Consider the following 25020-nt stretch of genomic DNA (forward strand, 5'->3'; position numbering starts at 1 on the left):
GCGGGCGGGGGCACGGGCGACGTGCACCCCGGCGCGGGCGGGGGCACAATCGGACGGGTGACCGTAACCGACCTCGACCCCGGCGCCGCGCACCCCCTGCCCCGGCGCATCGCGGTCCTGTCCTTCCACACCTCGCCGCTCGCCCAGCCGGGCACGGGCGACGCGGGTGGGCTCAACGTCTACGTCCTGCAGACCGCGCGCCGCCTGGCCCGCCGCGGGGTGGAGGTCGAGATCTTCACCCGCGCCACCCACTCGTCGCAGCCGTCGGTCGAGCAGGCGGGCGACGGCGTGCTGGTCCGCAACATCGTGGCCGGACCGTTCGAGGGCCTGCGCAAGGAGGACCTGCCCACGCAGCTGTGCCCGTTCGTCGCCGGCGTGATGCGGGCGGAGGCCGGGCAGGCGCCGGGCCACTACGACCTCATCCACTCCCACTACTGGCTCTCGGGCCAGGCCGGGCTCGTCGCGTCCGAGCACTGGGGGGTGCCACTGGTGCACACCGCGCACACCCTGGCGGCGGTGAAGAACGCGGTCCTCGCCGAGGGGGACACCCCCGAGCCCGAGTCCCGGCGGATCGGTGAACAGCAGATCGTGGACGCCGCCGACAGGCTCGTCGCCAATACCACCGACGAACTGCGCGAACTCGTCGACTACTACGACGCCGACCCCGCGCATGCCGACGTCGTCCCGCCCGGCGCCGACCTCGAGCAATACACCCCCGGCACCCAACGCGGGACCGAGCGGGCCCGCCGCGCGCTCGGGCTGGGGCAGCATTCCGAGGTGATCGCCTTCGTCGGCCGGATCCAACCGCTCAAGGCGCCCGACGTGATCGTGCGGGCGCTGGCCGAGATGGTGCGCGCCCAGCCCCGCCGCGATGTGCGTCTGATGGTCGTCGGTGGGCCCAGCGGGTCGGGGCTCGAAAGGCCGCGCTCGCTGATGGAGCTGGCCGAGGAGCTGGGTGTGGCCGACCGCGTGTGCTTCCTGGCGCCGCGCCCGCCGTCGGAGCTGGTGGACGTCTACCGGGCCGCCGACATCGTGGCGGTGCCGTCGTACTCGGAGTCGTTCGGGCTCGTGGCCCTCGAGGCGCAGGCGTGTGGGACCCCCGTCGTCGCGGCCGCGGTGGGCGGGTTGCCGACGGCCGTCGGCGACGGCCGGACCGGGATCACCGTCGACGGGCACGATCCGCGGGAGTGGGCGCGCGTGTTGTCGGGATTGTTGGACGACGACGAGCTGCGCCTGTCGATGTCGCGGGCCGCCCCGGTACACGCCTCCGGGTTTTCCTGGGACTCCACCGCCGACGGGCTGCTGTCCTCGTATGCGGGCACGATGGCCGCATACCGGGCCCGACGTGCGGAGGCCACCGCGTCCTGATCTCCCGTCCGCAGGAGCCGCCGCGTCGAATCGCCTACGAGGCCCGGCCGACGCCTGGCCCGGCCGACGACAAGTCTTTGCCGACGACAGGCCCCAGCCGACGAGAAGTCCCAGCCGACCACCCCGAAGGAGTCACGATGATCGACCCCACCGAGAGCAAGCGCATGGACGACGACGGGCCGGCCCCGCACCGGGACGATGTCGACGCCCCCACCGTCGAGCGGATCCGCACCTTCCTGGTGGAGCGGGAGATCGAGTCGACGCTGGCCGACGGACGGACCTTCGTCGTGATCCTGCCGGGGGAGAAGCGCCTCAAGACCGCGTGCCACCTGACGGTGAACCGGGAGAGCGTGCGCATCGAGGCGTTCGTGTGCCGCCGACCCGACGAGGACTTCGAGAAGGTCTACAACTACCTGCTGCGGCGCAACCGGCGGCTCTACCAGGTGGCCTACACGCTGGACAACAACAGCGACATCTACCTCGTCGGCCGGATGCCGCTGGTCGCGGTGACCGAGGAGGAGCTCGACCGCGTGCTGGGTCAGGTGCTCGAGGCCGCCGACCACGACTTCAACGTCCTCATCGAGCTGGGCTTCCACACCTCGATCCGCCGCGAGTGGGAGTGGCGGGTGTCCCGGGGCGAGCCGCTGCGCAACCTCGACGCGTTCCGCCACCTCACCGAGGACCTGCCCCAGCCCGAGTAGCCCGGGGGCCGGGACAACCCGCCGGTCAGGGGTTGATCTGCTGCGCGACCTTCTTGCGCAGGACCTTGCCCATCGGGTTGGTGGGCAGTTCGTCCAGTTCGACGAACTCGCGCGGGACCTTGTACCCGGCCAGCGAGCCCTTGCAGTGCGCGCGCAGGACGTCGGGGTCGAGTGAGGCGCCGGGTTCCGGCACGACCGCGGCGATGACCTTCTCGCCGCCGTCGGAGCTCGGGCGGCCCACCACGGCGCAGTCCGCGACGCCCGGGGCCGTGCGCAGCACCGCCTCGACCTCCGACGGGTAGACGTTGAACCCGCCGGTGACGATCATCTCCTTGATCCGGTCCACCACGTGCAGGAAGCCGTCGGAGTCCTGCACCACGACGTCGCCGGTGCGGATCCAGCCGTCGTGGAAGGTCTCGGCGGTCGCCTTCTCGTTGCGCCAGTAGCCCGGGAACACCTGCGGCCCCTTGACCAACAGTTCACCGGGCTCGCCGGCCGGTGCGTCGACCGAGGGGTCGTCCTTGTCCGCGACACGGATATCGGTGTCCGGGAACGGGACGCCGATGGAGCCGGCCCGCCTCGCCGTCGACATGGGGTTGCCCACGGTGATGGGGGAGGTCTCGGTCATCCCGTACCCCTCCACGAGCAGTCCACCGGTGGCGGACTCCCACCTCTCGATGAGCTCGGCGGGCAGGCTCATGGCGCCGGACAGCGAGTGCCTGATGCCGTGCAGGGAGATCTTCCGCCTGTCGGCCTCCTCGAGGATCTTGCTGTAGATCGGCGGGACGGCCGGGATGAAGGTCGGCAGGTCCTTCTTCAGGATCGGCATGATGAGGCCCATGTCGGGGGTCGGGACCAGCTGGAGCCGTGCGCCCTCGGCGATGCCGAACACCACGCACAGCGTGACGCCGTAGGCGTGGAACATCGGCAGCGAGGCGAGGAACTTCTCTTCGCCCGGCGTGAGTTCGGGCACCCACGCCCGGCCCATCTTCGCGTTGGCCACCAGGTTGGCGTGGGTGAGCACCGCGCCCTTCGGGGTGCCGGTCGTACCCGAGGTGTAGAGGATCAGTGCGATGATGTGCTCGATCGCGGTGCCGGGCCGGTCGGCGAGGTCCCGCACCACGGGCGCGACGACGTTCCAGGTCACGACCACTTTCGCCCCGTGGTCGGCGAAGGGGCCCTCGAGCTCGTCGGCGGTGTACAGGGGGTTGTGCTCCACGACGATCGCACCGATGCGCAGGGCCGCATAGAAGACCGCGACGCCCTGGGGACAGTTGGGCAGCAGCACGGCGACGCGGTCGCCACGGTCGACGCCCAGGCGCCGCAGGCCCTCGGCGGCGCGGCGCACCCGCCTGCCCAGGTCCGCGTAGGTCGTCAGGCGGCCGAAGAACTCGGTGGCGGGCCGGGACGAGTAGGTGCTCACGGCGTCGTCGAACTGGTCGATCAGCGTGGTGGTGCCGTAGTCGAGATCCTGCGTGGTCCCCGGCGTGTAGTGGACGGTCCACGGCCGCCCGGTCGATTCGGGGGTGTCTCCGGCGTGTGTGGTCATGTCTGCACCGTAGTCCTCCGCACGCGGGTCATAATGGCCTTATGGCTTACGGAACTCTCGTCCTCCTGCGTCACGGGCAGTCCACGTGGAACGCATCCAACCAGTTCACGGGCTGGGTCGACGTCGACCTCACCGATCTCGGGCGGGAGGAGGCGGTCCGCGGCGGAAAGCTCCTCGCCGAGGCGGGGATCCTGCCGGACATCCTGTACACCTCGCTGCTGCGTCGCGCGATCACCACCGCGAACATCGCGCTGGACGCCTGTGACCGTCACTGGGTGCCGGTGATCCGGCACTGGAAGCTCAACGAGCGCCACTACGGCAAGCTCCAGGGCCTGAACAAGGCGGAGATCAAGGACCAGTTCGGCGACGAACAGTTCATGCTCTGGCGCCGCAGCTACGACACCCCGCCGCCGCCGATCGACCCGGACAATGAGTACTCGCAGACCTCCGACACGCGCTACTCCGACCTGCCGGAGGTGCCGTTGACCGAGTGCCTCAAGGACGTCGTGGACCGGTTCATCCCGTACTACGCCGCCGAGATCGCCCCCAAGCTCGCGGAGGGCAAGACCGTGATGGTGGCCGCGCACGGCAACTCGCTGCGCGCCCTGGTCAAGCACCTCGACGGCATCTCCGACGAGGATATTGCCGGCCTGAACATCCCCACCGGGATCCCGCTGGTCTACCACTTCGACGAGACCGGGCTGGTCGCCAACCCGGGCGGCACCTACCTCGATCCGGAGGCCGCCGCCGCGGGCGCGGCCGCCGTGGCCAACCAGGGCGGCAAGTAGTAGGTGAAGGCCCGGTGAACGGGTCGCGAACCCCCGGCAGCCTGCGAACTTCGCGCAGGTGGCCGGGGGTTTGGCGATTCGGGCGCCGGAACGCCACACCGTAGGATCGGGGTCGTGCAGGTCAGTCTGGGGATCTTCCTCGCGATCGTCGCCGGGATCATCGGCTTCATCGTGGGCGGCTTCGTCGTCCCACTGATCCACCGACGCGGTGAGCGTCGGCGCGCGGAGCAGGCCGGACCCAGCCGGCTGGATGTCCTGCGGGGCGTCTATCAGCAGGCGCCGTACGCACTGGCGGTCGTGGATCGCCACCAGGACGTGGTCCTCTACAACCGTCGTGCGGCGGAGTTGGGGATCGTCGACGACCGCTTGCTGGTGGAACCGGTCTGGCGCGCGGCCCTGTCGACGTTCACGGACGGCCACCCCACCCGGTTCGACCTGCCCGCCAAGATGGCCCCCGGCCGCCGCCGCGTCCCGTCGGTGAGCGGGCGCGGGGAGATCCTCGAGGGCAACGGCGAGCAGTTCGTCGTGGTCTTCGCCGACGACGACTCCGAGCACCGTCGTATGGAGGCGGCCCGCCGCGACTTCGTCGCCAACGTCTCGCACGAGCTCAAGACCCCGGTCGGGGCGATGGCGGTGCTCGCCGAGGCGCTGCTGGAGTCCAAGGACGACCCGGACTCGGTCGAGTACTTCGGCGGACGCGTGGTGAGCGAGGCCCAGCGGCTCGGCAAGATGGTCTCCGAGCTCATCGAGCTCTCCCGACTGCAGGGCGCCGAACGGATCCGCGACCCGGAGCCGGTGGACGTGGACGACGTGGTGGCCGAGGCCCTGCGCCGGTCCGCGTCGGCGGCGGAGGCGGCCGGGATCGAGCTCATCACCGATGCGCCGTCCGGGCTGGAGGTCAAGGGGGACTGGACCCTCTTGGTCACGGCGGTGGCCAACCTCATCTCGAACGCCATCAACTACTCGCCCGACCACACCCCGGTGTCGATCACCCGGTCCGCGACCGGGGACACCGTGACGCTGCGGGTGACCGACCGCGGGATCGGCATCGCCCCCGAGCACCAGGCCCGCGTCTTCGAGCGGTTCTTCCGCGTCGACAAGGCCCGTTCCCGCGCCACCGGCGGGACCGGGCTGGGTCTGGCGATCGTCAAGCACGTCGCCCAGAACCACAACGGCGCCGTCAGCCTGTGGAGCCGCCCCGGTACGGGGTCGACCTTCACACTCGAACTTCCGGCTCATGTGGAGCCGGGTGGCGCCGGGGGGACCCCCGGCGCCGAGCACGCCGACCAAGGAGAGGACCAGGTGCCGTGACCAGGGTGCTGATCGTGGAGGACGAGGACTCGCTGGCGGATCCGCTGGCGTTCCTGCTCCGCAAGGAAGGCTTCGAGGTCACCGTCGCGGGGGACGGCCCGACCGCGCTGGAGAACTTCGAGTCCGAGGGCGCGGACATCGTGCTGCTGGACCTCATGCTCCCCGGGATGTCCGGCACCGATGTGTGCAAGCGACTGCGGACGACGTCGACCGTCCCGGTGATCATGGTGACCGCCCGCGACAGTGAGATCGACAAGGTCGTCGGCCTGGAGCTGGGCGCCGACGACTACGTGACCAAGCCCTATTCGGCCCGCGAACTCATCGCCCGCATCCGGGCGGTGCTGCGCCGCGGCGCCGAGGCCGAGGCGGAGCCGGTCAGCGACATCGGCGTCCTGGAGTCGGGGCCGGTGCGGATGGACATCGAGCGGCACACGGTGCTGGTCCGCGGCACGGCCGTCACGCTGCCGCTCAAGGAGTTCGACCTGCTGGAGTACCTGCTGCGCAACTCGGGCCGGGTCCTCACGCGCGGACAGCTCATCGACCGGGTGTGGGGGTCGGACTACGTCGGCGACACCAAGACCCTCGACGTCCACGTCAAGCGTCTGCGCTCGAAGATCGAGTCCGATCCCGGCAAGCCGGTGCACCTGGTGACCGTCCGCGGGCTGGGCTACAAGTTCGAGGGCTGACAGTGATGATGTGTGTAGTGGTTCTTCGGGCGGGTCTGACTCACGGGCTGACCGTCGCGGTGGCTGACTAGAAGCGGATTTGTCGGCCCGCTCGGGGGATCGCTACGCACGCGACCGGACGGGCGTTTGTGACCTCATAGGAGCTTGGTTCAGAAGCCCCGCCACTGTCTTGTCCGCCCGCCTGGCCGGCGCGTGCTGCCCCACCGGGATCAACGAGAAAGGCAGCAGTGACCATGATGTCCGATCAGCACGTGCATGTCATCGCCGGAGTGGATACGCATGGCCAGACCCATCACGCGGCGGTGATCGACTCCCTCGGGCGGCATCTGGCCGACCGAGAGTTCCCGGCCACGGGTTCCGGGTACCGGCAGCTACTTTCATGGCTCGGCGGCCACGGCTCCGTGCAGGCCGTTGGGGTCGAGGGCACCGGAGCCTACGGCGCCGAGCTGTCTCGGGTGCTGGCCCGGGCCGGACTACCGGTGGTCGAAGTCGACCGACCCGACCGCAAGACCCGGCGGATGAAGGGCAAGTCCGACCCGATAGACGCCTATGCCGCTGCTACCGCGGTCGCCTCCGGGCGTGCCACTGGCGTGCCGAAGACCCGCGACGGGATCGTGGAGGCCGTCCGGGCCTTGCGTGTGCCTCGGCGCTCCGCGGTCAAGGCCCGCACCCAAGCGATCAACCAGGCCAGGCAGCTGGTGATCACCGCTCCGGAGGAATTGCGAGCCCAGTTGCGTGGCCTGCCCGCCCGCGAGCTGGCCGCAGTCTGCGCCCGGTTCCGTCCCAGCGACCTCGCTAGTCCCCTCGGCGCGACCAAGGCGGCACTACGCATTCTGAGCCGCCGGATCCTGGCACTGAGTGAGGAGATCGCCGACCTCGACGTCGAGCTAAAAGCCCTGACCGCGCAGACGGCTCCGACCCTGATGAACCGCATGGGCGTGGGACCTGACGTCGCCGGGCAGCTTCTGGCCACCGCGGGCGACAACCCAGACAGGCTGCGCTCCGAAGCGGCGTTCGCGCACCTGTGCGGCGTGGCCCCGATCCCTGCCTCTTCAGGACGACGAGACCGACACCGACTCAACCGCGGTGGCGACCGGGCCGCGAACCACGCCCTGCATACCATCGCACTGAGCCGCATGCGATGGGACGAACGCACCCGCTCATACGTTCACCGACGAACCGCGCAAGGCCTGTCCAAGAAAGACATCATGCGCTGCCTCAAACGCCACATCGCGCGCGAGATCTACCATGCCCTGATCAACGACCTACAGGCTCGCGACCCCGCCACCAAAGCACCGACCACCGCCGACCTCGCCAAAGCCGCTTGACATCCATAGGAGCATCCGCCCCCGCTGGATTCCGGACTTTCCCGGTCAGGTCTCGCTGGCTCGTTCGGTCTGCGCCCGCTCGGTCGCCGGGTGCACGGCCACGATCCCGAGCTGCCGCCGACGCCGGCACGCCGCGGCGAGCACCTCGTAGCACTGCGCGCCCAGGAGCTCGACGAGTTCGTCGTGCAGGGAGATGTAGACGGGGTCGACGCCGACGTGAGCCTCGGGCGAGCCTGTGCAGTACCAGTCGAGGTCCAGCCCGCCCGGGCCCCAGCCGCGGCGGTCGTACTCGCCGACGCGGGTGTGGAGGATTTCCACCTCGTCGGGACGGGTCTCCCATTCGCGGGTCACGTGGATCGGCAGCTGCCAACACACGTCCGGCTTGGACTCGGGCAGGCTCCGCCCCGTCCGCCCGGCCAAGTGGTGCAGGGCGCAGCCCGACCCGGTCGGCCATCCGACGTCGTTGAAGAATACGCACCTCCCGCCCAGGCGGCGCGTCCTGAGAGCGGGCTCCATCTCGCCGTCGTCGCCGGTCAGTTCGTCCTCCTCCAGCCACGCCTCCTGCGCGGCCCCCTCCGCCGTCGCGGCGGCGTGGGCGGCCTCGCGGTGCTGCCATTCCTCCGGACGCAGCAGGGCGACGTTGGCCTCGAGCCGTTGCCGGTCGGAGTCGTCGGAGAGGAAGGCGCCGTGCGTGCAGCAGCCGGAGTCGGGCTGGTCGCGGTCGATGCCGTGGCAGGCGGGCGTGCCGAAGACGCACGTCCACGACGACAGCAGCCAGGTCATGTCGGCGGAGATCAGATGTTCGTCATTCGCGGGGTCGGGGAACGTGTACCACTCCCGCGGGAAGTCGAGGGGGACCTCGGGCTGAGGGGCGCCCGGGGTCGGGGGGCGTTCGGTGGCGGTCACAACCTGCGACCGTAGACCGTTTAGGGTGGTCGTGTGAGATTAGGTGTCCTGGACGTGGGAAGTAACACGGTCCACTTCGTGGTGGTCGATGCCCACCGGGGTGGTCATCCCACGCCCATGAACGATTCCAAGACCCGGCTACGCCTGATCGAGTACCTGGACGACGACAACAATATCTCCAAGACCGGCATCGCCCGGCTCATCGACGCGGTCAACGAGGCCGCCGAGCTCGCCGAGGCCACCAAGTGCCGCGAGGTCATGGCGTTGGCCACCTCCGCCGTGCGCGACGCGGCCAACTCGGACGACGTGTTGGCCAAGGTGGAGAAGGAGACCGGCATCGAGCTGCGGGTGCTCTCCGGTGAGGACGAGGCGCGCATGACGTTCCTCGCCGCGCGTCGGTGGTACGGCTGGAGCGCGGGGCGGATCATCAACCTCGACATCGGTGGTGGGTCGTTGGAAATGACCCACGGGGAGGACGAGCTGCCCGAGCAGGCGTTCAGTCTGCAGCTGGGCGCCGGCCGGCTCACCCACGACTGGTTCAAGACCGACCCGCCGGAGCGCAAGCGCATCAACCAGCTGCGTGACTACATCGACGCCGAGCTCGACGGGCCGGCCCGGGAACTCCGGGCGGCCGGTGAGCCCGACCTCGCGTGCGCCACCTCCAAGACGTTCCGTATGTTGGCCCGGCTCACGGGTGCGGCGCCGTCGTCGGAGGGCCCGCGCGTGGAGCGGGTCCTCACGGCCGCCGGTCTGCGGCAGGTGATCGCGTTTATCTCCCGCATGACGGCCGCCGACAGGGCAGAGTTGGAGGGCATCAGCTCCGACCGCTCGCATCAGGTGGTGGCGGGAGCGCTGGTGGCGGAGGCGTCCATGCGTGCGTTGGGTCTGGAAAGTGTGAAAATCTGTCCGTGGGCTCTGCGAGAGGGGCTCATCCTGCAGCGTCTCGACCGGGACGTGGGCGGCGACGGGAAGGGGAGCTGACGATGGCCGAGGATTCAGACGGTCAGCAGATCACCGTGGCGGAGTTGCTCAAGCGCATGGGCGCGGAGCAGCAGGACGCCCCGGCCGGGCGTCGGCGTCGCCGGGCCGACGAGGGCGGCGGACTCAGCGTCTCCGAGCTCACCGGTGAGATCCCCAAGATCACCGACGACACCGTGCTCGGTGGTCGCGCGGCGCGGCGTCGGGCGCGGGAGGCCGAAGAGGCCGCGGCCGCCGGTGGCGACGCCGAGCGGGACGCGGAGTCGGGTGCCGACGGTGGTGCCCCGACGGGCGCCGGGGAGACCCCGGGGACGACGACGAGGTCGTCCACCTCTGAGGCCCCGCAGACCCCGCGGCCCTCGGGACGGCGGCGGGCCCCGGAGGCAGGGGCGCCCGCGTCCACGCCGGCCGGGTCGGCCGAGAAGTCGTCCGCGGCGAAGGCCACCACGCCATCGGGCACCACCACGCCGCCGGCCTCGTCGACGGCCACCACGACGCCGTCCACCCCGCCGTCGGCAACCACACCGCCGGCTTCGCAGCAGGCCACCACGCGGATGCCGGCCGCCTCACCGCAGCAGGCCCCGACGTCGGCGACTCCGTCCGCGCCCGCCCCGTCGCGCTCCGCCTCCGATGACGCCGGCCAGCAGGGAAAGAAGGGCGGTCTGCGCGGGCTGTTCGGCCGCAAGCGCAAGGATGCGGAGCAGTCGGGGTCCGACGCTCCCGCCACCCGCCCGACGCCCGCTGATCGTGGGGGCGTGGGGCCCGCCGGCGCCGCGGCCGCAGGTGTTGCGGGCGCTGCTGCTGCCGGTGTCGCCGGCACCGCAGCCCCGGGCTCGGGCGACAAGTCAGCTCCGTCCGCAGCGGCCGGAACGGCAGACAAGGCCGCGCCGGCCTCGTCCACCGCCCCGGCGGTCAAGCCCGGCACCGACAAGCCCGCCACCGGCAAGTCCGGTACCGGCAAGTCCGGTACCGACAAGTCTGCCGCGACCTCCGGTTCTGCCGAGGTCGGCAAGGCTTCCGGGGCCACCGACACGGCCGTCACAGCAGACAAGCGCGTCACCGAGAAGTCCGCCGGGACCCCCGCCGCTCCGGCGGCCGACAAGCCCGCCGCCGCAGACAAGCCCGCCGCAGGGGCCGATGCCTCCGCATGGGGTGTGCCGTCGGGCAGTGGCTCGACCGCCCGCCGCGCCCCCGAGGCGACCGCCGAGCAGTCCGACGATTCCGACTCCGCCACGCGCGGGGGTGCCCTGGGTGCGGCGACCGCTGCCGCCGCCGGAGGTGCGGGAGTCGCGGGAATGGCCGCGGCAGTGGCCGGCGCGGGCACCGGAACCGAGCGGCCGAAGCTCGACGAGACGAAGTCCGGCGCGGCGCAGACCGACGCGGCGCAGACCGAGGCGACGAAGGCCGGCGCAACGACAGCGGACCAGCAGCCGGTCGCCCGGCCCGGGGCCGACGCCCCCGTCGCCGACCGGACGAGCACAGACCAACCCGGCGCCGACCGGGCCGACGCTCCGACCCCCGCGCCCGCGTCGCAGCAGACCCCGGCGGAGCCGGACAGCTCGCAGTACCGTGACATCGACGACGCCCCCGGCGGAGCCGAGCCCGAGCGGTCGCCGGCGTCGCAGTGGCTGATCCTCGTCGCGCAGGTGCTCGCCTCCGCGGTCGCGGGCGCGGCACTGTTCATCGGCTTCCAATTGCTCTGGCGCGACCTGCCGTGGGTGGCCTTTGCGCTGGCGATCGTCGTGATCGTCGGACTGGTGGCCATGGTCCGCGTCCTGCGCAGGAGCAACGACTCCGTCAGCATCGCCCTCGCGGTGATCGTCGGCCTGGGCGTGACGTGCGGGCCACTCCTGCTCAGACTCGTCTCCTAGCCGCATCCCGGCCACGACCCGCACCCCGCCCGCGCCTGCTCCAGGTGCGGGCGGGGCCGTTTCAGCCGCGGTGCGCGAGCGGGAACCGGCGACGGGCAACCGAATCCCTCCCGCCGCCCATCCGATGTCGCTCCACCCACCGGATGCGATAGGTGGAGCGACATCGAATAGGCGGCGGTGGCGGCGGGCGCGATTCGATGGGTGGCGCGAGCGGGCGGCCCCGTTCGACCGCGGCCGGCGGGCAGCCCCGTCCCCCGCGGCCGGCGGCCGGCCGCGCACGCGTGTGGCACTGTAAAGGGCATGACGAGAATCGCAGTGGTCGGTGGCGGACGCATCGGCGAGGCCCTCATCGCGGGACTCCGTGAGGCCGGGACCGAGCCGTCGGACATCGTGGTGATCGAGGCCGTGGAGGCCCGCGCCGAGCAGTTGGCCAAGAAATACAACATCCTGTCCACCAGCCTCGACATCGGCTGCGAGGGCGCCGACGTGATCGTGGTTGCCGTCAAGCCCCAGGACGTGCCGGCGGTGGTCGGCCGCATCGGCGACGCCATCTCCGACAGCGTCCACGAGTCGATCGTGGTCTCGCTCGCGGCCGGCGTGCCGACGACCGTGCTGGAGAACAAGCTCAGCGCCGGCTCGCCGGTCGTGCGGGTCATGCCCAACACGGCGATGCTCGTCGGGCACGGCGTCTCCGCGCTCTGCAAGGGCCGCTATGCGCGCGATGAGCATCTCGAGCAGGTGTCCACGATCATGGAGAGCGTGGGCCTCGTCGTCGTCGTCACCGAGGCCCAGATGGACGCGGTGACCGCGGTGTCCGGGTCCGGCCCCGCCTACTTCTTCCTCATGGCGGAGGCGATGGTCGACGCCGGCGTGGAGCGCGGGCTGCCGCGCGACGTGGCGCTGAAGCTGGCGGCCGGCACGGCGCTCGGCGCGGGCGCGATGCTCACCGGCGGCGGCGAGGGACCCGCCGAACTGCGCTACAACGTCAGCTCCCCGGGCGGCACCACCGCCGCGGCGATCCGCAGGCTGGAGGCCGGGGGACTGCGCTCGGCGGTGGCGGACGCGGTCGAGGCGGCGGCGTCGCGGTCGCGGGCGTTGGCACTGGCCTCCACCGATGGCGACGACGACGACGAGATCGACTGACCCCGCCACCCGGGCCCGTCGCCGAGGCGACCGAACGGGCCGGGTGTGCGCGTACCGAACCGGCCCGCCGGGTGAGATGTGACCCACCCGGCGGGTCGCTTATGTAGCACAAGCCCAGTTCAGGGCGGGTGAGGCGCGGATCGGGCGGCGTGTCGTCGATGTAATTCGCCCACTCCCGTCGCATTGATCACACCATTCACGCTAGGCTCATACCCAGCACGTGCGTGTCCGTACCGCAGGAGGGGAAGCCTGCGGCACGACGCGTGCCACGAAGGGTTGTGACGATGGCGACTACCGACAAGACCGATAGCGGCGCACAGGCGGCGGGGGGCTCGCAGTTCCTCACCGTGGCCGAGGTCGCCGCGCTGATGCGCGTGTCCAAGATGACGGTCTACAGGCTCGTCCACTCGGGCGAACTGCCCGCCGTGCGGGTGGGGCGGTCGTTCCGGGTCCACTCCAAGGCCGTGCACGAGTACCTCGACACGTCGTACTTCTCCGCGGGCTGACGCACTGAACCGCCCCGGCGGGGCGGTGTCCGGCCCGTTTTCGTGGCCGCGGGGAGCGAGAGGTAGTCTGGATGGGTTCCGTCCCGGCTTTCGAGCTCGCTCTCAGGCGCCGGAGCGCAAGTCAAGGCCCTTCGCGGGCTGTAAGGCCCCAGACCAGTAGTCGACAGGTAGGTGACCCCGATATGGGTTCTGTGATCAAGAAGCGCCGCAAGCGTATGTCCAAGAAGAAGCACCGCAAGATGCTCCGCCGTACCCGCGTGCAGCGTCGCAAACTCGGTAAGTGAGTCCGGCGGCGCCTCGGTAGCGCCCGGACTCACGCCTGTAGCGGATGCCCGTCACCCACAGTGGTGGCGGGCATCGGTGTATTTCGGGGCGGGGTGTCGACTCGGGGCAGGGCGGGGCAGGGCAGGGCGGGGCGCCGCTCGGCCGGCGTCGGCGGCGAGGTCCGCGCACATGGGCAGGGGGGTCCGCAGTTAGACTCGGCCGGGTGGACACCGAACTGCCAGCCCGTAGCCCGGCTCGCGCCGTCGCGGTCGTGGGCGGTAGCCGGTATCTCGGCGCCCACCTGGTCGGCATGCTGCTGCGCAACGACTCCGTCGAGCGCGTCCTGGCGATCGACTCGGTCAAGCCGTCGCCGCAGCACCGCCGACGGATGCGCGACGCCGAATTCGTCCGCCTCGACCCGCAGTCCCCGCGCCTGCAGGGGATTCTGCGTGAGGCCGGCATCGACACGGTCGTGCACGCCGGGCTGCACCACACCGACTTCGCCCCCGGCGGCCGCGCGGCCGTCAAGGAGGCCAACATCATGGGCTCCATGCACGTGATCGCCGCGTGCGGACGGGCCGCGACGGTCAAGCGATTCGTGCTCATCTCCTCGACCTCGGTGTACGGCTCCTCGGGCGTCGACCCGGCGATGTTCACCGAGGACATGGCCGCCCGGCGCCTGCCCAGCGGCGGCATCCCGCTCGACCACTCGTCGGTGGAGGGCTACGTGCGGGGGATGTCGCGCAAACGCCCGGACATCGACGTGACGATCCTGCGCATCCCCGCCATCCTCGGGCTGCCCGAGCCCACGGTGGTCGGCGAGCTGCTGCTGCCGTCGGTGGCGCCGGTGCTGGCCGGGTACGACCCGCGCATCCAGCTGCTGCACCCGCAGGACGCCCTGGACGCGCTGCTGCACGCCGCGACGGGCGCGCCCCCCGGGACGTACAACATCGCCGGTGACGGCATCCTCACCCTGACGCAGGCCATCCGCCGGGCCGGGCACATCCCGCTGCCGGTGATGCCGCAGACGTTCAAGCTGGCGGCCCGGTTGCTCTCCAGCCAGGGACTGCGCGACATCGGGCCCTCGCAGCTGCGCTACCTGCGGTACGGCCGCACCATGGACACCACCCGGATGCGTACCGTGTTCGGGTTCACGCCGCGGTACACCACCGAGGAGGCGCTGCACGCCTACCTCGTGGACTCCGGCGCCGAGCCGCTGATCACCCGCGCCTCGCTCGAGCGCAAGACCGCCAAGATCGCCAGCAGACTGCCCGGCCCGGTGGCCAGCCGACTGCGCGCGGGCGTGAACTCGACCATCGGCGAGCTCGAGTCGATAGGGGCCCTGCCGGAGCCGATCGAGCCCGACCCGAACCGGCCGGAGACGAACGAGCCCGACCCGATCGAGGAGGGGGCGCCGTGAAGGGCCCGGAATTCGACCTGTCCCAACCACTCGGCGGCCCCCGCTGGGGAGAGGGCCGACGCGACGCCCGCGGCGACCGCGCGGTCGGCGAGGGCTTCGTCGGGGAGACCACCAGCAGCGACGCCGCGGCCACCGAGCTCGGCAGGATCGTCGACCGGTTCCTCACCTCCCTGCGCAGCTCGCTCGGGCAGGTCGTCGACGCACTGCCCCTCGACGCCGAGGTGCTGGCGCCAGTCCGCGAACTGACCCGCGGTGTCGACACGATGCTCGCGACCGGCGACATCAGCGCCCTGTCCACCCTGGCGGACGCCGTCAACGCCGCCGGCGAGCTCCTGGCCTCCCGTGTCACCGGCGGGTACGAGGTCGACGAGTTCGGGTTCGACGAGCACTTCCACACCAACGTGTGGTTGCCCCTGTGGCGGCCGCTGTTCGAGCACTGGTTCCGGGTCGAGGTGATCGGTGCCGAGAACATCCCCGCCGACGGCGCCGGCCTGATCGTCTCCAACCACGCGGGCGTCCTGCCGCTCGACGGGATGATGACCACCGTCGCCGTCCACGACCACGCCGGACGCGCCCTGCGTCTGCTCGCCGCCGACCTGGCCATGTCGCTGCCGGTGTCCGCGCCGCTGGCCCGCCGGGCGGGGGCGACCCTGGCCTGTGCCGCCGACGCCGAGCGCCTGCTGGAGAGCGGTCACGTGGTGGCCGTGTGGCCGGAGGGCTTCAAGGGGCTCGGCAAGCCGTTCGCCGACCGCTACCGCCTGCAGCGTTTCGGCCGCGGCGGGTTCGTGGCCACCGCCCTGGCCGCCGGCGCGCCGATCATCCCGTGCTCGGTGGTCGGCTCCGAGGAGATCTACCCCAAGATCGGTGAGGTCCCGGCGCTCGCGCGGCTGCTCGGCCTGCCGTACATGCCCGTCACGCCCGCGTTCCCGCTCCTCGGCGCGCTCGGCGGCATCCCGCTGCCCACCAAGTGGACGATCGAGTTCGGCGAGCCGATCGAGACCTCGCACCTGGGGCCCGACGCCGCAGAGGACCCGATGGTGGTCTTCGAGATCACCGACCAGGTCCGGGAGACCATCCAGAACACGCTGTTCCGCAACCTCGCCCGCCGCGGCAGCGTCTTCTTCGGCTGAGCTGGCGGCGGGGGAGCGCCCCGGCGCGGACCCGCGTCAGAAGATGCGGCGCGCCCGGTCCATCGCGCGGCTGGCGTAATCCGAGCGCGCGGCCGCCCGGGCGCCCGCGAGCCCGCCGACGGCGAGAACACCCGGCATCGCCTTCTTCGCGGCCTTGCGGACGGTGCGGAAGTCCTTGATGTTCCAGCCGTTCTCCGAGGCGTACTTGCGCAGCTTCGAATCCGGGTTGATGGCGACCGGGTTGCCCACCATCGTGAGCATCGGCATGTCGTTGAAACTGTCCGAGTACGCGTAGCACTTGGCCAGGTCGAAGCCCTCGGCCTCGGCGAGCTTGGCGATCGCGTGCGCCTTGCCGGGCCCGTGCAGGATGTCGCCCACGAGCCGGCCGGTGTAGACGCCGTACTCCTCCTCCGCGACCGTGCCCAGCGCACCCGTCAGGCCCAACCGGGCGGCGATCACCCGCGCCAGCATCACCGGCGTCGCGGTGACCAGCCAGACCTGCTGCCCGGCGTCCAGGTGCATCTGCACCAGCGAGCGGGTGCCCGGCCAGACGCGGTCGAGCATCGAGGTGTCCACGACCTCCTCGCTCAATTCGGTCAGTTCGGCGACGGTGCGACCCTTGACGAAGCTCAGGGCCTTGTCGCGTCCGGCGGCGACGTCCTCGGCGTTCTCCTCCCCGGAGATCCGGAACTTGGCCTGCGACCACGCCAACCCGGCGACGTCGCGCGCGGTGAAGAAGCGATGCTTGGCCAGCCCGCGGGCCAGCAGGATGATCGACGCGCCCTGGATGAGGGTGTTGTCCACGTCGAAGAACGCCGCGACCCGCGGGTCCGGCACAAACGGCTCGAGCGACTCGTCGGTCTCGGCGGCGGCACGGTCGGCGGCGGCACGGTCGGTTGCCGCACGCTCTGCGACGGCGTCCGCGGGGCGGTCGGCGACGGCGGTCCCGGCACCCGCGCCCGCGCCGGACCCCTCGCCCTCGCCCTCGGCGGGGTCGTAGTCGGCCAGCGGCGGGCCGGGCTCGGCGCCGGGCTCGAGTTTGACGGCGTGCTGGGCAGAGGCCTCACCGGCGCGCCGCTGGATCCGCGCGTCGCGGCGCCGCCACAGCAGCCGACCCAGAGCCGAGCCGAGATCGGCACGACCGGGAAGCCGCGGGCCGGACCGGGAGCGGTGGGACTCCACCGGTTCGGCGGCGTCCTCGGAGGCCTCGCCGCCGGGGGTGGGCGCGTTGTCGTCGTCGTTGTCGTCGGCGTCGTCGTTCACCGAGCGGGAGTCGTTCACCGGGCGGGACCTCCTCAAGGGGCGCGGGGACCCCATCCTAGGGCAGCCCCGAGGGGGTGGTGCACTATCGAGCCATGGTGCACACGGTGACCCTGTTGACCCGCGAGGGCTGCGGCAGCTGCGTCCGCGTCCACGGCCAGTTGATCCCACTGTGCGAGGGTGCCGGCGCCCGGCTCGAGGTGACCGACGTCGACCACGCCGCGGACCGCGAACTCGCCGCCGAATACGGCGACCGCCTGCCGGTGGTGTTGGTCGACGGCGCGGAGCATTCGTGTTGGGAGGTCGACGACGACGAGCTGCTGGCCACCCTCGCCGGGGCCGGCCCGTTCCCGGGATGGGACTGAACCGGCCGACGGGCGCGGGCGGTGCCGGGGGGTGCGCGCGGCGGTGGCCGCGACGGTGGGCGGTCACTCCTCCCGCGGCGCGTCGCGCAGGTCCCGCAGGATGGTCGCGTGCCGGAGCAGGAACGCGCCCTCGTCGAGCTTCTTGCGCCGCAGCCACCCGGTGACCTCGCTGTTGTGCTTGCTCGCGTTGCACGACGCGCAGGCCGGGACCACGTTCTCCAGGGTGTAGCGCCCGCCGCGTGAGATGGGCTGGACGCAGTCCTTCTGCAGCGCGGGCCCGGTCGCGGAGCAGTAGGCGCAGGCTTTCCACGCGTCGAGGATCCGGGCCCACTGCGGGTCGGTGAGGTCGTTGTCGACGCGGGACAGACGCCGCTGACGACGCTTCGCGTATCGGGCGCGGGTCGCGGCGGACATGGTCGACGAGGACCTGCGGCGAGGGGGCACGGATGTCACCGTACTGCGGTCCGTGCTGTTCACGGTGCGCGCGGGAGGGCGGCCGGATATAGCATCCGCCCCTGTCACGGTTTTGTCCCGGGGTGTCAGGCGGGTTACGGTGGAGCCCGTTACGGGTCGTACGCAGGCTTGAGGCCACGGCCGTCCCGGCAGGGTGTTTCCGCCATGGGAGCGCCTTGTACGCAGCCGTGCACACCGACGGGAGACGACCGACTGTGGACCAGCGTTCCGCGAGTTCGTCCTGCGGGGCCCCGTCTGTTCTCCGACCGTCTCCTCGCCGAGTTGACGAGTCGGCATCCATTCTGGCATGGGCCCCCGAGGCCCTGGCGTCCGGGGGTCGGTTGTGAGCATTCTCCTGGTGGGGCTGTCCCATCACAGTGCGCCGGTGTCACTGCTCGAGGCGGTCGCCGTCTCCGAGTCCGAGCGCGACGGGCTCACCGAGGAACTCATCGCCGGCGAGAACGTCGACGAGGCGATGATCGTCACCACCTGCAACCGCGTCGAGGTCTACTCCGCCGTGGACGCGTTCCACCCGGCGCTCGACGACGTCGTGACCCTGCTCTCGCGCCACTCCGGCCTGGGCGCCGACGAACTGAGCCGCCACCTGTACGTGCGCTACTCGGAGTCTGCCGCCGAGCACCTGTTCTCCGTGGCCTCGGGCCTGGACTCGATGGTCGTGGGTGAGCAGCAGATCATCGGCCAGATCCGCACCGCCTACCAGTCGGCGTCCGAGATCGGCGCGGCCGGCACCACCCTGCACCGGCTCGCCCAGCAGGCGCTGCACGTGGGCAAGCGCGTGCACACCGAGACCGGCATCGACTCCGCCGGCGCGTCGGTCGTGTCCGTCGCGCTGGACCGCGCGGCGGAGATCCTCTCGGACGGCGCCAGCCGCAGTCTCGACGGACGCCGGGCGGTCGTGCTCGGGGCCGGCGCGATGGGCGGCCTGGCCGTCGCCCACCTCGGCCGCGGCGGGATCTCCCACATCGAGATCACCAACCGCACCCCGGAGCGCGCCGACCGGTTGGCCGAGATCGCCGGCGACTCCGGCACCCCGGCCACGGCCTTCCCCCTCGACGGGCTCGCCGAGGCCGTCGCCCGCGCCGACATCCTCTTCACCTGCACCGGGGCCGTCGGCACCGTCGTCACCCTGGGCGACGTACACACCGCGCTCGCGGGCCGCGGCGACCGCGGCCCGCTCGTCATCTGCGACCTCGGCATGCCGCGCGACGTCGACCCCGCCGTCGCCGGCCTGCCCGGCGTGACCGTCCTGGGAATCGAGGCGCTCAAGGCCGACCCCGCCACCTCCGCCGCCGCCGCGGACGCCGACGCCGCCCGCACCATCGTCGACGCCGAGCTCACCGCGTACACGCAGGCTGAGCGCATGGCCGGCGTCGGGCCGCTCATCGGGCAGCTGCGCGGGCGCGGTGGGCAGGTCGTCGCGGCCGAGATGCGCCGGCTCGAGTCCCGACTGCCCGACATGGACGAGAAGGTCCGCGACGAGGTCGCCAACACCGTCCGCCGGGTCGTCGACAAGCTTCTGCACCCGCCCACGGTGCGGTTCCGGGAACTCGCCGCCCAACCGGACGGCGAGAACTACGCGGCGGTCGTACGCACACTGTTCGACCTGGACAACACCGTGGACGGTAGAAGCGAGGAGGCGTCATGAGCAGGACCCTGAAGGTGGGCACGCGGGGCAGCACCCTGGCCACCACCCAGGCCGGGCACGTCCGCGACGCCCTCATCGCCGCCGGGTACCCCGCCGAACTGGTGATCGTGCGGACCCGCGGCGACGTGGTGATGGCCCCGGTCGAGCGCATCGGCGTGGGCGTGTTCACCCTCGAACTGCGCGCCGCCCTCGAGCGCGGGGACTGCGACATCGCCGTCCACTCGTACAAGGACCTGCCGACCGCGCCCGACGACCGGTTCGCCCCCATCGCCGTGCCGCCGCGCGTCGACCCGTCCGACGTGCTCATCGCCCGCGACGGGCTCACCATGGACACGCTGCCCGAGGGTGCCCGGGTCGGGACCTCCGCCCCGCGCCGGCGCTCCCAGCTCGCGGCCCTGCGCCCCGACCTCGACCTGCACCCCCTGCGCGGGAACATCGACACGCGGATGGGATACGTCACCAGTGGCGACCTCGACGCGGTCGTCCTGGCGGCGGCCGGCCTCGACCGCACCGGTGCGGGAGAGCGTGCCACCCACCGGTTCGGCATCGACGAGATGCTCCCCGCCCCCGCGCAGGGCGCCCTCGCCGTCGAATGTCGCGCCGACGACACCGAGGCCGCCGAGGCCCTCACCGTCGTCGACCACCTGCCCTCCCGGGTCCGGATCACCGCCGAGCGCAGGCTCCTGCGCGACCTCGAGGCCGGCTGCACCGCCCCCGTCGGCGCGCGCGCCGAACTGGAGGGGGGCGAACTGACGCTGCACGCGGTGGCGGCCGCCCACGACGGCTCCACCGTCCTGCGCACCCACGGCAACACCGCCACCGCAGACCACCCGGACGGACCGATCGCCGCCGCCGACGAGCTGGGCCGCCGACTCGCGGCCGAACTGCTCGACCGCGGCGCCCGTGACCTCATGGCCGGGGAATCGCCCGAGCAACGCGCCCCACTCGTACCGAGGGAATCCACGACGGCACCACCGACCGTCACCGATCCCTGATCCCCGAACTCCCATCTCGCGCGCAGCCAGCGCGCGGCACCCACCCCACGGAGAGACGAACAATGACTCGAGCACGCACCACCCGCCCCGGAACCGTCCGCTTCGTCGGCGGCGGTCCAGGCAACGCGGGGATGCTCACCTGCCGGGCCCAAGATGTCCTCACCGGCAACCCGCTGGTGTTCGCCGACGCCGACGTCTCGGCCGACGTGCTGGCGTTGGTCGCCACCGAGGTCCCGGTGCCGCAGGAACTGCTCGACGCGCGCCGGGCCGAGATGGACGCCGCCGTGGCCGCCGAGGACAAGGCCGAGATCAAGCGTCTCAAGGCCCTGCCCGCGCCCACCGCCGCCGACGTCCGCCCCGTGCTCGGTGAGCCCGCCGCCGTGGCCAAGCAGCTCGTCGCCGAGGCCAAGAAGGGTCGCGACGTGGTCCGTCTCGTCACCGGCGACCCCATGACCACCGACGCCACCGTCACCGAGATCGCCGCCGTCGGCCGCACCGTCGTGCCGTTCGAGGTCGTCCCCGGCGTCGCCGAGGCCACCGCCGTGCCCGCCTTCGCCGGCATCGCGCTCGGCTCCGGCTACGTGTTCGCCGACGGCCGCGGCAAGGTCGACTGGGCCGCCCTCGTCGGCTCGCCCGGCCCGATCGTCCTGCGCACCACCGGTCGGCACCTCGCCGAGGCCGCCTCCAGCCTCGCCGAGCAGGGCCTCGCCGCCGGCACCCCGGTGACCGTCACCTGCTCCGGTTCGCTCTGTGCCCAGAAGTCCGCCGACGGTACCCTGGCCACCATGGCCGAGGTCGGTCGAGACATGGACGGGGACCTGGTGGTCACCATCGGCAAGTCCGCCGGTGAGCGTCACCGCCACCAGTGGTGGGAGTCGCGCGCCATGTTCGGCTGGAACGTGCTCGTGCCCCGCACCAAGGCGCAGTCCGCCGAGATGAGCGACCGCATCGCCGAGCACGGCGCCGTGCCCGTCGAGGTGCCCACCATCGCCGTCGAGCCGCCCCGCAGCCCCGCCCAGATGGAGCGCGCCGTCAAGGGCCTCGTCGACGGCCGCTACCAGTGGGTCGTGTTCACCTCCTCCAACGCCGTGCGCGCCGTGTGGGAGAAGTTCGTCGAGTTCGGCCTCGACGCCCGCGCCTTCTCGGGCGTGAAGATCGCCTGCGTCGGCGAGGGCACCGCCGCCCGCGTCCGCGAACTGGGCATCCAGCCCGAGCTGCTGCCCAGCGGCGAGCAGTCCAGCCTCGGCCTGCTCGAGGTGTTCCCGCCCTACGACGACGTGCTCGACCCCGTCAACCGGGTCCTGCTGCCGCGCGCCGACATCGCCACCGAGACACTCGCCGAGGGCCTCATGGGCCGCGGCTGGGAGATCGAGGACGTCACCGCGTACCGCACCGTCCGCGCCGCCCCGCCGGCCGCCGAGATCCGCGAGATGATCAAGACCGGCGGGTTCGACGCGGTGTGCTTCACCAGCTCGTCCACCGTCCGCAACCTGGTCGGCATCGCCGGTAAGCCGCACGCGCGCACGCTCATCGCCTGCATCGGGCCGCGCACCGCCGAGACCGCGGCCGAGTTCGGCCTGCGCGTGGACGTCCAGCCCGAGAACGCGTCCGTGCTCGACCTGGTCGATGCCCTCGCCGCGCACGCCGACCACCTGCGCGCGGCCGGCGAACTGCCGCCCCCGCGCCGCCGCGCCCGGCGCCGCTGAGCCGCAGCCCCGCCGCCCGCACCGCCAGCACCGCCAGCACCGCCTGCCCCGCCCGGCCGACCAGCCGCGCGGGGCAGGCGCGTGTTCAGGGGTCGACGAGCCCGCGTCCCGGCGCAGCGCGGGTGAGCGCCGCGCCCGACCACCGGCGACTTTCGTACAGTGGGGGTCGTGACGACACCGCCTGACGAGACCACGTCCGTTCCCGCGCCGCTGGTGCGCCCGCGTCGACTCCGCTCGACGCCGGCCATGCGCAGGCTCGTCGCCGAGACCACGCTCGCCCCGCGACAGCTGGTGCTCCCCGCGTTCGTGGCCGACGGGATCGAGGCCCCGCGCGACATCTCGTCGCTGCCCGGGGTCGTCCAGCACACCGTCGACTCGCTGCGGCGCGAGGCCGTCGCCGCCGCCGAGGCGGGACTGGGCGGCATCATGCTGTTCGGCGTGCCCCTCGACGCGGACAAGGACGCCACCGGCAGCTGCGGCGCCGACCCCGGCGGCATCCTCAACCGCGCGCTGTCCGCCGTCCGCGCCGAGGTCGGCGACGACCTCGTGATCATGGCCGACACCTGCCTCGACGAGTTCACCGACCACGGCCACTGCGGTGTGCTCGGCACCGACCCGCGCGGCGAGCAGATCGTCGACAACGACGCCACGCTCGCCGCCTACAACGACCTCGCCGTCGCCCAGGCCGCCGCCGGAGCCCACGTCGTGGGGCCCAGCGGGATGATGGACGGCCAGATCGCCGCCATCCGCGAAGCCCTCGACCGCGAGGGGTACCAGGACGTCGCGGTGTTGGCCTACAGCGCCAAGTACGCCAGCGCCTTCTACGGCCCGTTCCGCGAGGCCGTCGGTTCGTCCCTGCGCGGCGACCGGCGCACCTACCAGCAGGACCCGGCCAACCTGCGCGAGTCGCTGCGCGAGGTGCAGCTCGACCTCGAGGAGGGCGCCGACATGGTCATGGTCAAGCCCGCCATGTCCTACCTCGACGTCCTGCGCCAGACCGCCGAGATCTCCGACGTGCCGGTGGCCGCCTACCAGGTCTCCGGCGAGTACGCGATGATCTCCGCCGCCGCCGAGCGCGGCTGGATCGACCACGACCCGGCCGTCATGGAATCGCTGACCTCCATCCGCCGCGCGGGCGCGGACATCGTCCTGACCTACTGGGCCCTGCACGCCGCGCGCCTCCTCGCCGACGGGTGGGGGACCCGGTGACGCGCCCCAGCGGGCCGTGGCACCCACCTGCCCGGACCGGACCGGGCCCCGAGGGGTCGGGAGACACCACGAGCGGAGACCACCCCGGCGACCCGCACGCCGACGCACCCGCCGAGCCACCCGTCGAGCCGGCCGGTCCGCCGCCGGAGGAGATCCACACCGCGTGGGTGCTGTGGCTGGCCGCCGCCGCGTTCGGACTGCTCGGCATGCTGATCAACTCCGCGACCGCCAGCTTCGGGGACCTGCCCACCGCCACGCGGGACGCCTTCCGCGACGCGGTCGCCAACACCGGGTCCGCTGACGTCTCCGTCGAGAGCATGTTCTCCATCGCCCTGGCGGCCGGGGCGGTGCTGGCGCTCATCGTCGCCGCCGTCACCGTGTGGCTGGCCTTCCGGCTGCGAGCGGGCAAGGGGTGGGCCCGCACGATGCTCGACATCGTCGCCATCTTCCTCGTCGTCGACGCCGTGTCCGTGGTGATCGGTGTGTTCGGCGGAGTCGCGACCGCGGGGGAGCGGGGAGACGTGGTCAGCTTCGTCGTCATCGCACTCCAGATCCTCGCCGGACTGTGCGCTGCAGCCGCCGTGTGGCGCCAGCACAAGGCCGAGGCCATCCAGTACACGACCCCTGGAGGCGGCGCGCGTGCCGGCAAGTGAACCCACCGCTGCCCGGCCGGGAATCGAACCCGAGGGACCGATCCTGTACGCCGAGGACGGTTGGAGCTGGGCCTGGATCCTCGCGGCGCCCGCGTTCTGCGCCGCCGCGGCAGGGTTCGAGCTCGCCACCGGCGCCCCGGTGCACTGGCTGATGCTCACCGTCTGCGCGATCGCGACCGCCCTCTGCCACGGCGTGATGATCGGCGCCACCCGCGTCCACGGTCGCGTCCGCCTGACCCCAGACGTGTACCTCCAGGGCACCGAGGAGCTCGAACTGCGCCGGATCGAGGAGGTGCTGCCCCTCCCCGCCGCCGACGATTCCGAGGCCTCGTGGGAGACGGCCCGACTCCTCGGCGAGCTGCGGGAGATGCCCCGCCGCCGGGCGGCCGTGGGCCTGCGACTCGACACCGGGGGCGAGGTCCGCGCCTGGTCCCGCAACCCCGCGGCCCTGCACGCCGCCCTGGCCGGCGCTGTCGCCGGTCTCCCGCGCGAGCCGGGACCCGAGTGAACTCGCGTCGCCTCGGCGTGGCCGCGGTCGCCTGCGCTGTACTCGCCGTGGTGCTGTGGTGGTTCGCCAGGGACATCGTGACGGGCGCGCCGCCGGTCATCGACCCGCCCGTCGAGGGCAGCATCGAACGCATCCACACCGATCCCCGGCTGCTCCTGGCCGCGACGGTCCTGGCGGGGTTGACGATGGTCCTGACCACCCTCGCGGTCCTCCGACGTGCCCCCCGGGTCAGATCCTGACAGATCTACTTCTGCCA

General features: G+C 72.1%; 25 protein-coding genes. 21 read left to right on the forward strand and 4 right to left on the reverse strand.

Annotated features, from left to right (window positions below):
* The first annotated feature begins 57 nt into the window (after positions 1-57).
* Together mshA and G6R20_RS10600 are read left to right on the forward strand one after the other, a co-directional pair.
* A complete protein-coding gene (mshA, locus tag G6R20_RS10595; RefSeq protein WP_067717081.1) occupies positions 58-1368 on the forward strand; it encodes a D-inositol-3-phosphate glycosyltransferase in 1311 nt (436 codons plus the stop codon).
* Between the two features lie 164 nt (positions 1369-1532).
* Positions 1533-2069: a YbjN domain-containing protein gene (locus tag G6R20_RS10600; RefSeq protein WP_163376447.1), complete on the forward strand. Its 537-nt coding sequence runs from the start codon at positions 1533-1535 to the stop codon at positions 2067-2069.
* Between the two features lie 25 nt (positions 2070-2094).
* On the opposite strand, the gene G6R20_RS10605 is transcribed toward G6R20_RS10600, so the two are convergent.
* The gene (locus G6R20_RS10605) at positions 2095-3618 is read right to left on the reverse strand and encodes an AMP-binding protein (RefSeq protein WP_163376354.1); all 1524 of its coding nucleotides are present in this window, start codon (positions 3616-3618) and stop codon (positions 2095-2097) included.
* A gap of 41 nt (positions 3619-3659) precedes the next feature.
* On the opposite strand from G6R20_RS10605, the gene G6R20_RS10610 reads away from it, so the two are divergent.
* From G6R20_RS10610 to G6R20_RS10625, 4 genes are all read left to right on the forward strand, one after another.
* The gene (locus G6R20_RS10610; RefSeq protein WP_163376355.1) at positions 3660-4406 is read left to right on the forward strand and encodes a phosphoglyceromutase; all 747 of its coding nucleotides are present in this window, start codon (positions 3660-3662) and stop codon (positions 4404-4406) included.
* Positions 4407-4520: 114 nt separating this feature from the next.
* Positions 4521-5717, forward strand: a complete 1197-nt coding sequence (locus tag G6R20_RS10615) for an ATP-binding protein (protein ID WP_163376356.1) — start codon at positions 4521-4523, stop codon at positions 5715-5717.
* Positions 5714-6403 (forward strand): response regulator transcription factor, encoded by a 690-nt coding sequence (locus G6R20_RS10620; protein ID WP_067717069.1) that lies wholly within the window; start codon positions 5714-5716, stop codon positions 6401-6403. Before G6R20_RS10615 ends, G6R20_RS10620 begins: the two co-directional genes overlap by 4 nt.
* 236 nt (positions 6404-6639) lie before the next feature.
* Complete coding sequence (locus tag G6R20_RS10625; RefSeq protein WP_205475836.1) at positions 6640-7731, forward strand: IS110 family transposase; 1092 nt, start codon at positions 6640-6642, stop codon at positions 7729-7731.
* Positions 7732-7776: 45 nt separating this feature from the next.
* On the opposite strand, the gene G6R20_RS10630 is transcribed toward G6R20_RS10625, so the two are convergent.
* Positions 7777-8637, reverse strand: a complete 861-nt coding sequence (locus tag G6R20_RS10630; RefSeq protein WP_159147904.1) for a hypothetical protein — start codon at positions 8635-8637, stop codon at positions 7777-7779.
* 33 nt (positions 8638-8670) lie between these two features.
* Here G6R20_RS10630 and G6R20_RS10635 point away from each other — a divergent pair, with 33 nt between their 5' ends.
* The 7 genes from G6R20_RS10635 (at position 8671) to G6R20_RS10665 (ending at position 15949) form a co-directional block, all read left to right on the forward strand.
* Positions 8671-9618, forward strand: a complete 948-nt coding sequence (locus tag G6R20_RS10635; protein WP_172815755.1) for a Ppx/GppA phosphatase family protein — start codon at positions 8671-8673, stop codon at positions 9616-9618.
* A 2-nt stretch (positions 9619-9620) separates the two neighbouring features.
* Positions 9621-11486, forward strand: a complete 1866-nt coding sequence (locus G6R20_RS10640) for a hypothetical protein (RefSeq protein WP_163376358.1) — start codon at positions 9621-9623, stop codon at positions 11484-11486.
* A gap of 300 nt (positions 11487-11786) precedes the next feature.
* The gene (gene proC / locus G6R20_RS10645; RefSeq protein ID WP_096906784.1) at positions 11787-12629 is read left to right on the forward strand and encodes a pyrroline-5-carboxylate reductase; all 843 of its coding nucleotides are present in this window, start codon (positions 11787-11789) and stop codon (positions 12627-12629) included.
* A gap of 284 nt (positions 12630-12913) precedes the next feature.
* Positions 12914-13135, forward strand: coding sequence for a helix-turn-helix domain-containing protein (locus tag G6R20_RS10650; RefSeq protein WP_067718677.1), 222 nt, complete (start codon positions 12914-12916; stop codon positions 13133-13135).
* Between the two features lie 182 nt (positions 13136-13317).
* A complete protein-coding gene (locus tag G6R20_RS10655; protein ID WP_003855542.1) occupies positions 13318-13419 on the forward strand; it encodes an AURKAIP1/COX24 domain-containing protein in 102 nt (33 codons plus the stop codon).
* A gap of 203 nt (positions 13420-13622) precedes the next feature.
* Positions 13623-14819 carry an NAD-dependent epimerase/dehydratase family protein gene (locus G6R20_RS10660; protein WP_163376359.1) on the forward strand — a complete coding sequence of 399 codons (1197 nt, stop codon included), beginning with the start codon at positions 13623-13625 and terminating at the stop codon, positions 14817-14819.
* Positions 14816-15949, forward strand: coding sequence for a lysophospholipid acyltransferase family protein (locus tag G6R20_RS10665; protein WP_163376360.1), 1134 nt, complete (start codon positions 14816-14818; stop codon positions 15947-15949). Before G6R20_RS10660 ends, G6R20_RS10665 begins: the two co-directional genes overlap by 4 nt.
* Before the next feature lie 36 nt (positions 15950-15985).
* On the opposite strand, the gene G6R20_RS10670 is transcribed toward G6R20_RS10665, so the two are convergent.
* Positions 15986-17131 (reverse strand): HAD-IB family hydrolase, encoded by a 1146-nt coding sequence (locus G6R20_RS10670; RefSeq protein ID WP_240341413.1) that lies wholly within the window; start codon positions 17129-17131, stop codon positions 15986-15988.
* 173 nt (positions 17132-17304) lie between these two features.
* Here G6R20_RS10670 and G6R20_RS10680 point away from each other — a divergent pair, with 173 nt between their 5' ends.
* Positions 17305-17574 (forward strand): glutaredoxin family protein, encoded by a 270-nt coding sequence (locus G6R20_RS10680; RefSeq protein WP_082923762.1) that lies wholly within the window; start codon positions 17305-17307, stop codon positions 17572-17574.
* A 63-nt stretch (positions 17575-17637) separates the two neighbouring features.
* Here G6R20_RS10680 and G6R20_RS10685 read toward each other — a convergent pair whose 3' ends face one another.
* Positions 17638-17988: an HNH endonuclease signature motif containing protein gene (locus G6R20_RS10685; RefSeq protein WP_120286044.1), complete on the reverse strand. Its 351-nt coding sequence runs from the start codon at positions 17986-17988 to the stop codon at positions 17638-17640.
* Positions 17989-18370: 382 nt separating this feature from the next.
* Here G6R20_RS10685 and G6R20_RS10690 point away from each other — a divergent pair, with 382 nt between their 5' ends.
* From G6R20_RS10690 to G6R20_RS10720, 7 genes are all read left to right on the forward strand, one after another.
* A complete protein-coding gene (locus G6R20_RS10690; RefSeq protein ID WP_205475817.1) occupies positions 18371-19693 on the forward strand; it encodes a glutamyl-tRNA reductase in 1323 nt (440 codons plus the stop codon).
* Entirely contained in the window at positions 19690-20688 is a 999-nt protein-coding gene (hemC, locus tag G6R20_RS10695) for a hydroxymethylbilane synthase (RefSeq protein ID WP_163376362.1), read from the forward strand. Before G6R20_RS10690 ends, hemC begins: the two co-directional genes overlap by 4 nt.
* A gap of 62 nt (positions 20689-20750) precedes the next feature.
* Positions 20751-22394 (forward strand): uroporphyrinogen-III synthase, encoded by a 1644-nt coding sequence (locus G6R20_RS10700; protein ID WP_163376363.1) that lies wholly within the window; start codon positions 20751-20753, stop codon positions 22392-22394.
* A gap of 168 nt (positions 22395-22562) precedes the next feature.
* On the forward strand, positions 22563-23603 hold the full coding sequence (gene hemB / locus G6R20_RS10705; protein ID WP_163376364.1) for a porphobilinogen synthase: 1041 nt from the start codon (positions 22563-22565) through the stop codon (positions 23601-23603).
* A complete protein-coding gene (locus G6R20_RS10710) occupies positions 23600-24256 on the forward strand; it encodes a hypothetical protein (RefSeq protein WP_163376365.1) in 657 nt (218 codons plus the stop codon). The genes hemB and G6R20_RS10710 overlap by 4 nt, the downstream gene beginning before the upstream one ends.
* Entirely contained in the window at positions 24243-24764 is a 522-nt protein-coding gene (locus tag G6R20_RS10715; RefSeq protein WP_163376366.1) for a hypothetical protein, read from the forward strand. Before G6R20_RS10710 ends, G6R20_RS10715 begins: the two co-directional genes overlap by 14 nt.
* On the forward strand, positions 24761-25003 hold the full coding sequence (locus G6R20_RS10720) for a hypothetical protein (RefSeq protein ID WP_163376367.1): 243 nt from the start codon (positions 24761-24763) through the stop codon (positions 25001-25003). The genes G6R20_RS10715 and G6R20_RS10720 overlap by 4 nt, the downstream gene beginning before the upstream one ends.
* The last annotated feature ends 17 nt before the right edge of the window (positions 25004-25020 follow it).

It is taken from the genome of Dietzia sp. Alg238-R159 (assembly GCF_900537145.1).
GTDB classification, from domain to species: domain Bacteria; phylum Actinomycetota; class Actinomycetes; order Mycobacteriales; family Mycobacteriaceae; genus Dietzia; species Dietzia kunjamensis.